Annotated in this window: 7 protein-coding genes; 6 read left to right on the top strand and 1 reads right to left on the bottom strand. The window is 60.0% G+C overall.

Translation table 11 applies throughout. The features are described 5' to 3' along the window. The coding region (locus tag ACESLM_RS29805; RefSeq protein ID WP_372638226.1) for a nitrilase-related carbon-nitrogen hydrolase at window positions 1-664 on the top strand (664 nt) is incomplete at its 5' end. A gap of 49 nt (window positions 665-713) precedes the next feature. On the opposite strand, the gene ACESLM_RS29800 is transcribed toward ACESLM_RS29805, so the two are convergent. Next, window positions 714-2,582, bottom strand: coding sequence for an ABC transporter substrate-binding protein (locus ACESLM_RS29800; RefSeq protein ID WP_372638223.1), 1,869 nt, complete (start codon window positions 2,580-2,582; stop codon window positions 714-716). Window positions 2,583-2,720: 138 nt separating this feature from the next. Between ACESLM_RS29800 and ACESLM_RS29795 the strand changes: the two genes are divergently transcribed. From ACESLM_RS29795 to ACESLM_RS29775, 5 genes are all read left to right on the top strand, one after another. Further along, on the top strand, window positions 2,721-4,202 hold the full coding sequence (locus ACESLM_RS29795; protein WP_372638220.1) for a DUF4153 domain-containing protein: 1,482 nt from the start codon (window positions 2,721-2,723) through the stop codon (window positions 4,200-4,202). Window positions 4,203-4,237: 35 nt separating this feature from the next. Further along, a complete protein-coding gene (locus tag ACESLM_RS29790) occupies window positions 4,238-4,708 on the top strand; it encodes an NUDIX hydrolase (RefSeq protein ID WP_372638217.1) in 471 nt (156 codons plus the stop codon). A 5-nt stretch (window positions 4,709-4,713) separates the two neighbouring features. Then, window positions 4,714-5,064, top strand: coding sequence for a DUF6509 family protein (locus ACESLM_RS29785; protein WP_372638214.1), 351 nt, complete (start codon window positions 4,714-4,716; stop codon window positions 5,062-5,064). 155 nt (window positions 5,065-5,219) lie between these two features. After that, window positions 5,220-6,968 (top strand): ABC transporter ATP-binding protein, encoded by a 1,749-nt coding sequence (locus tag ACESLM_RS29780; RefSeq protein ID WP_372638229.1) that lies wholly within the window; start codon window positions 5,220-5,222, stop codon window positions 6,966-6,968. 26 nt (window positions 6,969-6,994) lie between these two features. Beyond that, on the top strand, window positions 6,995-8,752 hold the full coding sequence (locus tag ACESLM_RS29775) for an ABC transporter ATP-binding protein (protein ID WP_372638211.1): 1,758 nt from the start codon (window positions 6,995-6,997) through the stop codon (window positions 8,750-8,752). Window positions 8,753-8,904 lie beyond the last annotated feature (152 nt).

Below are 8,904 nucleotides of genomic sequence, written 5' to 3'. Positions count from 1 at the left end.
GAACGCGGAGAAGAACTCGGGAGCGGGCGTTGGTTCCGGTTCGGGTTCTGGTTCGGGTTTGAGCGAAGCTTCGGATTCGAGCAAGGAATACGTCAACGAGGCGTTCCTGTTTTTCCCCGACGGGAGGCTCGAGAGGCAGCGCAAAGTCCACCTCACGCCGGAGGAGCAGATCCGCTGGCCGCTCGTGCCGGGAGAAAGCCTCAACATGTTCGATACGCAGTGGGGCAAGATGGCGATCCTGACCTGCTACGACGTCGAATTCCCGGAGCTGGCGAGAGCCGCGGCGCTCCGGGGCGTGGAGACGATTCTGTGTCCTTCCTACACCGACAGCGCGCACGGATATCATCGGGTACGGTTCTGCGCCCAGGCGCGGGCGGTCGAGAACCAGCTCTTCGTCGTGCTGAGCGGGCTCGTCGGCGCGTTGTCCGAGGACCGTCCGCAAGTCGATACGGGCTACTGTCAGGCGGGGGCCTTCGCGCCGTGCGACTTCCCGTTCGATCCGGACGGCGTTCTGGAGACGGGCAAGAAAAACGTCGACGCGACGATCCTCGTAGAGCTGGACTACTATCAGCTGCACGAGAACCGCGCGCGCGGGGCGGTCGCCCCTTTCTACGACCGGAGGTCTGAGATTTACAGGCAAGAGATGAAGAAGCTGCGGTATTAGGTTTATTGGGGAAAGTGCATTACAACGACACCAATATGCATTAGGGGCACTATTCCCCCATAACCGGAGGGAACCACAGCGTCCGAAGGTTGACCCACCCTTGGGAGTTAAAAGTAACGCCGCGGACGGTGGGGAGGTAGGCGGTCGGCAGCGGCTTCTCCGACAGAATGTGCAGGTGGCGTTCGCGGATGAGCAGCGATTCGATCTTGTCCAGGCTGCGGTGCCGGACCGCCGGGTCCGGCTCCCTGAGCGCGCGGGATAACAGCCGTTCGATGTCGATGCGCGTATGGGCGTCGACGTGCTCGGCCATCGTCCGGTACAGGTCGTAGAGCCGCAGCTCCTGATCCTGGTCGCGCAGCAGCGAGAACAGAATCAGATCCGATTCCAGCCGGATCGCGCCTTTGAACTCCTCCGGCGAGACGGCCGCCACCTCGCAGTCGTAGCCGTGCCGGCTGAGCGCTTCGGCCAGAGACTCGGCATCGTCCCTGTACGGCAGAATCGTCGCGATCCGCAGGCGCACGGGGGCCTGAACGGAGGGGATCGAAGAGGAATCCTCGCTCTCCAGTGCAACCTTATCGCTTACGCTTTTCGCGTCTTCCCCGACTCCCGCGTCTTCCGCTCCTTCGGAGTCCGCTAACCTCGACGCACTGCGGGCGTCTCCTGCCTTTTCCGCAGCCTCCTTGGAGTCTTCGGCACCCTCTCCGATCTTCGTAAGGCAACGAAACAAATGCTCCCGAAGCGCCGGATCGGTCAACGGTCCGGCTTTCTGCGTGTTGCAGGTGACGAACTTGCGCACCGTCGTCTCCGAATGAATCCGGCTCCAGCCCGAGTCTCCGGCGGCCGCGTTCGGGATGACGTGGAACGGGGACACCTGTTCCGTCTGATCCGCGGCAGCGCCGCCCTCTCTCTTGCCGCCGCTCTCCTCCGCCATCGCTTCGGCCGCCCACGGCACATGAACGATCTCGACCCGGTCGAGATGCGCCCTCCCCTGAAAACAAGGCCCGAAAGCCTCCATCACGCACACCGTCCCGTTCATCTGCGTCACCTTGAACGGTCCCGTTCCGACCGGCTCCGTGCCGAAACGGTAGCTTCCAAGCTGGTTCAAGTCCTTCGGCACGACCGCCGCCCGGCTCGTGCACAGGAACGGAAGGAACAGCTCGTTAGGCTCCTCCAGCTCGAAGCGCACGACCGTCGGGTTAAGCGCGCGCACCGACTTGATCTGCTTGTAGATAAAGCTGTACAGCGTTCTGCGCGGAGACCGGACCAGCCGTTCGAACGTATATACGACGTCTTCGGCGTTCAGCACCTTCCCGTGATGGAACAGCACTTCCTTGCGCAAGTAGAACGTCCACAGGGTGCGCGTCTCGTCCGTCTCCCAGGCGTGGGCGATGCCGGGCTTGATATCGTCCCCCGAATCCGAGCGGCGCACGAGCCCGTCGAACACGTGGCTGGCGACGAACGATTCGGCCAGCAGATTCATGTACAGAGGGTCGACCGTATGGAGCGGCTGGCGGATCGGAATGCGAAGCGTATCGATCTGCCGGTCCTTGCTCGTCTCGACGTGGTGCCCGAAGTAGGAGAGCAGCCGGCCCTGCAGATGCTCCTGCAGCGCGGAGGAGTTCCGGTGAATCTGGATCTGGCCGATCGCGCGGGCGACGTCCTTGCGGTTGATCGCCTGCAGCATCGCCTGCGCCGCGATGTCTTCCGCCTGCGCGAGAAAGCTCAGCGTAGAGCGTCTTCCCCTGCCGCGCGACGATTCCCAGGCGATCCAGCCGTTCCGGCTCATCGCGCGGACGATGTTGGCGGCGTTGCGCGGCGTGCAGTCGAGCAGCTTGGCGATCTCGTCCAGCGTCGTCGACGCCGAATCCCCGCCCCCGAACCGGGAATGCAGCAGCAGAAATTGTTGATGCAGCTTCATCGATTGCGTCCCCTTTCCATCCTCCGCCTGTCCTGACCGGTCATTAAAATAGGAAATTTTCCAACGATTAGTTTCTATTTATCTTCCTATTTTAACACCTACAATAGGCATTAGAAACGAGAAAACGGAGGGATCGCCTTGCCTGCATCTCGCAAACCCCTGCTCGGAAGCTCCATGACCGCGCTGCTCGGCGCTTTCGCGCTGGCCGCCGTCCATCAATATTTGTTTTTCGACCATGATCCGGGGATTTCATTCCCGTTATTCATTGCGCTTCTGTACGTCTACCTGTTCCACGATTGGAAAGACCGGCTGAAGGAGACGACCGGGTTCGGCTGGTTTCTATTCGCGGTGATTGTGCTGTTGTCTCTGACGTACGGTCTGTTTCACAATCCGATCTTTCGGGCGCTTAATCTGCTGGCGATTCCGAGTCTGGTTTTCGTCCATCTCGCCGTGCTGCGCGGTTCGAAGCGAGTCCCTTGGTGGGACGTAGGCATCGTCGGAGAGGCGCTCGCCCATCTGATCCCCCGCAGCCTGCTTCAGATTCCCCGGGTGTTCCGGGTGCTGCGGATCTCGCTGTTCAGAAGGCTGGACAGCGAGCGCCAGAAAACCGCGACCAAGGTCGCCATCGGCCTCGTCTTCGCCACGCCGCTGCTGTTCGTCGTCATTCCGTTGCTGGCTTCGGCGGACGGCGCGTTTAACCGGCTGCTCAACGGCGTTCCGGGGTGGATCAGCCGGTTCTCCCTGGGCGAGCTGTTCGGAAGATTGCTGTGGATTCTCGTATTCGGCATCCTGTTCGCGATCTATTTCTGGAGCTTCGCTAAGCCGCCAAGACGCCGAAAAACCGTCTCCCAAGCAGACGTAACGCCGCCCCGCAAGCCGGGGATCGATTCCGTCGTGCTGACGACTCTGCTTCTGGCGGTCAACGCGGTCTACTTGCTGTTCGTGGCCATTCAGTTTACCTATTTGTTCGGGGCGTGGGACGGTTTGCTTCCGGACGGAACGACTTACGCGGAGTATGCCCGCAAAGGCTTCGGCGAGCTGGTGGCCGTGTCGGCGATCAATTTCGCGCTGCTGATCGTCTCGCTGACGTTCTCGGGGACGAAGAGGGGCCTTCTTAACGCCCTGCTGTACATCCTGGTCGTCTGCTCGGGCGTCATGCTGATCTCCGCCTACATCCGACTGGCCATGTACGAGGAAGCTTACGGGTATACGTACATCCGGTTTCTGGTTCATGCGTTCATGATTTATCTGGCGTTCCTGCTGCTGATCGCGGCGCTGCGCATTCGCACCTCGCTCGTCCCGATGGCGAAATGCTTTATCGTCCTGAGTCTGGCCGCGTACACGGTGGTCAACTATGTCGGCATGGACCGGCTCATCGCCGAGAACAACCTCTCGCGCTTCGAGGAGACGGGGCGAATCGACCGGTATTACTTGAACAAACTGTCGGCGGACGCGATTCCGGCTCTTGTCGATTTCGCCATGAATCGCGAGGACGCGGAGATGAAGAAGCTGCTCGAAGCCAACCTCGGCAAGCTGAACCGCGAGAACCGGGATTGGCGCTCTTTCAACCTGTCGGTCTATTCGGCCAATAAGGCTTTGCGAACGATGAACCAACTCTAGATCATCCCCCTTCGGGGAAAAAGGAGACGAGGAACTTGGGATACATATCGGAATTGCGGGAGGTTGTCGGGACGCGCCCGTTGATCATGGCCGGCGCTTGCGTGCTGGTGTTCGACGGGAGCGGGCGCTTGCTGCTGCAAAGGCGCTCGGACAGCGGCGATTGGGGGACGATCGGCGGGGCGCTGGAGCCCGGCGAATCGCTGGAGGAAGCGGCGGCGCGGGAGCTCTGGGAAGAGGCGGGACTGACCGCGAAGCGGTTCCGGCTGATCGATTTATTTTCCGGCAGGGACATGTATTACCGATACCCCCACGGGGACGAGGTTTATAACGTAATGGCCGTGTTCGAGGCGATCGGGGTCGAAGGAACGCCCGAAGTGAATGACGGCGAGGGACTGGAGCTGGGCTATTTCGATCTGAGCGAACCGGTTGCGGAACTGAACCCGTTCACGGGACTCGTCCTCGCCAAGTTGGGCTATCCGGCTCAAGCCGCGCGAAAGGAGGCATAATCGCCATGTACGTGGAAATGTGTATAATGAGGACATCGAGCGCAAGGAAGGATGAGAAAATGCTGTCGGTAACCGAATACAGCGTGGAGCTGGTGAAGGACCCTTTCCGGATTTTGCCGGGGAAGCGTTACGAGTTCGTGATCGAGCTCGAGCTCGACGAGGAGGACGAATTGTATTCCGCGAACGGGATCGAGATCAAAGCCGTCTACAAGGTGGACGGAGAGCAGGCGGGCGTCGTGAGCTACGGACTGTACGAGAAGTCGACGGGAAGCTATATCGACGCCGAGCTGGAGGACGAGGAAGAGGCCGCGCTGGCCGACTTTTGCCAGGCCCATTACGCGGAAAGCGAAGAATAAGCGCGACAACCAGAGCGGCGAACATCCGGCATTTGCGGACTGGCTTCGCCGCTCTTTTCTTTCTTGAAATTTAATGCTGTGTTCGCGTAGACGCGAACGGGCGGAACGGTTAAGATCGTAGGTGCACGCACAGAAACTGGAAATATGGGAGGGTGATGACGCTGTCGTTCGTGATTCGCCTGAAATGGTTTTTCAAGGAAAGATGGGGCAGCTATTCCCTGGCCATCGGATTAATGACGCTGGTCAGCCTGCTGTCGATGATTCCTCCCCGGCTGATCGGGAACAAGATCGACGTGATGGAGAAGGGGACGCTGACCGCCGCGGAACTGAGCCAGACCGTTCTGATTCTCGCAGGCCTTGCCCTGCTCACATACGTCTTCGTCTACATATGGATTACGAACTTGTTCGGCAATTCGGTGCTGATCGAGAAGCTGCTTCGCACCCGACTGCTCCGGCATTTGACCCGAATGCGCCCTTCGTTCTTCCAACGCCACAGCACGGGGCAGCTGATGGCGCTGGCGACCAACGACGTGTCGGCGATCGGGCAGACGGCCGGATACGGCGTTATGACGCTCGTCAATACGCTGGTCGGCATCTCGGTCGTCGTCGTGATGATGCTCAGCTTCATCAGCGCCAAGCTGATGCTCGCCGCGCTGATTCCGCTGCCGCTGCTCGTCGTGATCATCAGCAAGCTCGGAGGCGTCGTTCGGGGAAGGTTCATGGCGGCGCAGGAATCGTTCGGCCGCATGAACGATCACGTCCTGGAAGCGATCTCGGGCATCCGGGTTATTCGTTCCTACGTGCAGGAGAAGGACGACTTGGGGGCTTTCGACCGGCTGACGACCGACGTGATGGATAAAAATCGCAGAGTCGCGATCTTGAACGCCCTGTTCCATCCTTTGATCTCTTTTATCGTAGGCGCGAGCTTCGCGATCGGAGTCGGCTACGGGGCTCACTTGGTTTTCCGGGGAGAAATCTCGTTCGGCCAGCTCGTGACTTTCAATATTTATCTGGGGATGCTGATCTGGCCGATGATCGCTTTCGGCGAGTTTATCAACGTGCTGCAGAGAGGCAGCGCTTCAGCGGGGCGGCTGGACGACGTGCTGGCCGAACAAGCGGACGTGAAGGACGCGGAGGATCCGATCGAACTTGGAGTTCCCGAGTCGATCGAATTGAAGGCGCTGTCTTTCACGTACCCGGGCGCTTCGGTTCCCAGTCTGACCGACGTCTCCGTGCGGCTGGAGCGCGGGCAGACGCTGGGCGTCGTCGGCAAGACCGGCAGCGGCAAGAGCACCTTGCTGAAGCAGCTTCTGCGGCAGTATCCGCTGTCTCCGGGCATGCTGTTCGTATCGGATGTTCCGGCGGAAAACATCGCTCTGGACAGAATGAAGACCTGGATGGCCTACGTCCCGCAGGAGCACCTGCTTCTCTCCAAGACGATTCGCGATAACATCGCCCTCGGCAAGCCGACCGCAACTCCGGAAGACGTCGCCCGGGCGGTCGAGATGGCATCCTTCTCGACCGATATCGCCCAACTGCCGCAAGGGCTGGATACGCTGATCGGGGAGAACGGAGTGATGCTGTCGGGCGGCCAGAAGCAGCGCCTGTCCATCGCCCGCGCGCTGCTCGTGGACGCGGAGGTGCTGCTGCTGGACGATTCCTTGTCGGCGGTGGACGCGAGAACGGAGAGCCGCATCGTGGCGAATATCCGGCGCGAGCGCGCCGGCAAGACGACGCTGATTACGACGCATCGCCTGTCCGCCGTCAGCCACGCCGACTGGATCGTCGTGCTGGACGAAGGGCGCATCAAGGAAGAAGGCACGCATGAGCAGTTGATGCTGCTGGGCGGATGGTATAGACAACAGTGGGATCGGCAGCAGATGGAGGCCGGCTTGGAAGAATAAGAGGACAATCAGGATCGGAGGTTCGTATGAATTCCCAACGATCAACGGGGAGCAGGCTGCTCTCTTACGCGCTCGTTTACAAATACCGGATTATCGGCGCTCTGGCGATTTTGCTCTGCGCGGTAGGCGCGGAGCTAGGCGGGCCGTTCATTATTAAGGAGATTGTCGACGGGCATTTGACGCCTCCGACGGGCGAACTCGGTCCCGTGCTGATCTTGCTCGCATTTTACATAGGTTTGGTTTTGCTGTCGGGACTCTTGAATTTCACGCAATCCTACCTGCTTCAGACGACGGCGCTCCGCATTATCAAAAATATGAGAATGGATGTCATGCGGCATATTCAGCGCATCGCCCTCCGCTATTTCGATAACACGCCTGCGGGGCAGATCGTCTCGCGCGTCGCCAACGACACGGAGGCGATCCGGGAGCTGTTCATGAGCTTCATGGCGACGTTCGTCGTCAGCTTCGCTCATTTGCTCGGTATCTACATCGCCTTGTTCATACTGGATGCTCAGCTTGCGTTGTACACGCTGGCTCTGCCGCCTGTGTTCGTGGTCATTATGTACTTCCATCTGAAGTTTTCCAAGAAGTACGTTTCGATCATGCGCGCGCGGCTCAGCGATATGAACGCGATGATCAACGAGTCGATCGTCGTTATGCCGATCCTTCAGGCTTTCCGCCGGGAGAAGGCGACGCTGGAGGAGTTCGAACGGCTGAACGAGGATCGTTACGTGGCCCAAGTGAAGCAGTTTCGGATCTTCTCCCTCTCTTCGCGGAATATCGTCGGAACGATCGGCAGCTTGCTTACCGCGTTCGTCATCTGGCACTTCGGCAATCTTTCCGTTGCCGGCGCGGCGGTTTCGTTTGGCGTGCTGTACGCGTTCATCGACTATCTGGGGCGCATATTCAACCCGATTATCGGGATTTTCGACCAGCTTATGAACGCGCAGCGGGCATTCGTCTCCGCGGACAAAGTGTTTGCCATCCTCGATATGGAGGGCACGGAGGTCGAGGAGGCCTCGGGAGGGACTAAGCCGGAAGGGGAAGTGAAGTTCGAGAACGTGACGTTCGCGTACAACGACGACGATCATGTGCTGAAGAACATTTCCTTTACCGCCCGCCAAGGGGAGACGGTCGCGCTCGTCGGTCACACGGGCTCGGGCAAAAGCTCGATCATCAATTTGCTGCTGGGCTTCTACGAGCCGGGCGCGGGGCGGATTACGATCGACGGCGTCGACATCTCGACTCTGTCGAAGCAGCAGCTTCGCAAAAACATGGGCATCGTGCTGCAGGACCCGTACCTGTTCGCGGGGGACATCAAATTCAACGTCAGCCTGTACAATAAGGATATTTCGCTGGAGCAGGTCAAGCAAGCGCTGGCCGACGTCGGCGCGGCTTCGTTCGTCGAGCAGCTTCCGCGCGGCTACGACGAGCCGGTCGTCGAGCGCGGGAGCACGCTGTCGTCCGGCCAGCGGCAGCTCATCTCCTTCGCTCGGGCGCTGGCGTTCGACCCGTCCATTCTTATTCTCGACGAAGCGACCGCCAGCATCGACAGCGAGACGGAAGGCTTGATCCAACGCGCGCTCAAAGTCGTCAGCGAAGGCCGGACGACGCTCGTCATCGCGCACCGGCTGTCCACGATCCGCGACGCCAGCCAGATTCTCGTGCTGCACCGCGGCGAGATCGTCGAGCGCGGCACCCACGACGAGCTCATGGCGCTTCGCGGCCGCTACTTCAAGATGTACCAGCTTCAGACGGGGGAGAGAGCTTCTTTGCCGGCTTGAACGCTTGGTTAATTGCGGAGGATCCGCTCAGGTGCCCTGACTAACGGTCTGGCAGACCGTTAAAGGGTCGGAAACCGCCCAGGCGCCCTGACTAACGGTCTGGCAGACCGTTAAAGGGTCGGAAACCGCCCAGGCGCCCTGACTAACGGTCT

The sequence above is a fragment of the Cohnella sp. genome, from assembly GCF_041641335.1.
Classification (GTDB): domain Bacteria; phylum Bacillota; class Bacilli; order Paenibacillales; family Paenibacillaceae; genus Cohnella.
This window is presented reverse-complemented; position numbering and strand designations above follow the sequence as displayed.

Bases quoted from the DNA above. Each gene is read 5' to 3' on its own strand.
- ACESLM_RS29780 (WP_372638229.1), top strand. From the start codon at position 5,220: ATGACGCTGTCGTTCGTGATTCGCCTGAAATGGTTTTTCAAGGAAAGA.
- ACESLM_RS29785 (WP_372638214.1), top strand. From the start codon at position 4,714: ATGTACGTGGAAATGTGTATAATGAGGACATCGAGCGCAAGGAAGGAT.
- ACESLM_RS29800 (WP_372638223.1), bottom strand. From the start codon at position 2,582: ATGAAGCTGCATCAACAATTTCTGCTGCTGCATTCCCGGTTCGGGGGC.
- ACESLM_RS29775 (WP_372638211.1), top strand. From the start codon at position 6,995: ATGAATTCCCAACGATCAACGGGGAGCAGGCTGCTCTCTTACGCGCTC.